Here is a 645-nt window from a genome sequence, read left to right as displayed (position 1 = left end):
GTAGAGGCAGGCTTCGGCGCCGTAGAGGCCGCCGACGACGGCGCCGAGCGCGGAGCCGAGCGGGCGGGCGCCGTAGCTCATGATGTTGATCGCCGAGACGCGGCCGAGCAGCGAGGGCGGCGTCACCGATTGCCTGAGCGTGGTGGTCGAGATCACCCACAGGATCGGGCCGACGCCGAGCAGGAAGAAGCCGAGGCCGGCGAGCAGGGGCGTTGCGATCCAGGTGGTCAGCGCCATCACCAGCGAGGCGACGAGGCCGGTGACCGGGCCGAGCCCGATCACGGTGCCGAACGCCAGCCGTTTCATCACCCGGGTGGCGAACAGCGCGCCGACCACCATGCCGACGCCGTACATCGCAAGCGTGGTGCCGACCCCGGTGGCGCTGAGCCCGAGATGGCGCACCGCATAGGGCACGAACACGGCGAGCAGCAGGAACGACGCGGTGTTGAAGATGAACTGGGTGATGAACACCGGCCGCAGCAGGGCGTGGTGCATCACGAAGGCTGCGCCTTCCTTGATGTCCTGCATCGGATGACGCCGCGGGGCGGGCTGGCGCGCCGGCTCGTAGAGGCCGGCGAGCAGCACGACCGCGATCGCCGATAGCGCCGCAGCAAAGCCGAATGCCGGCGCCGCACCGACCCAGCC

The 645-nt window shown here is 70.5% G+C and carries 1 protein-coding gene; it reads right to left on the bottom strand.

Annotated elements, in window-relative coordinates; translation table 11 throughout:
- A partial coding sequence (locus tag H8A92_RS40600) for an MFS transporter (protein ID WP_229200820.1) occupies nt 1-645 on the bottom strand: 645 nt, incomplete at both ends.

The sequence above is a fragment of the Bradyrhizobium acaciae genome (assembly GCF_020889785.1).
Lineage (GTDB): Bacteria > Pseudomonadota > Alphaproteobacteria > Rhizobiales > Xanthobacteraceae > Bradyrhizobium > Bradyrhizobium acaciae.
This window is presented reverse-complemented; position numbering and strand designations above follow the sequence as displayed.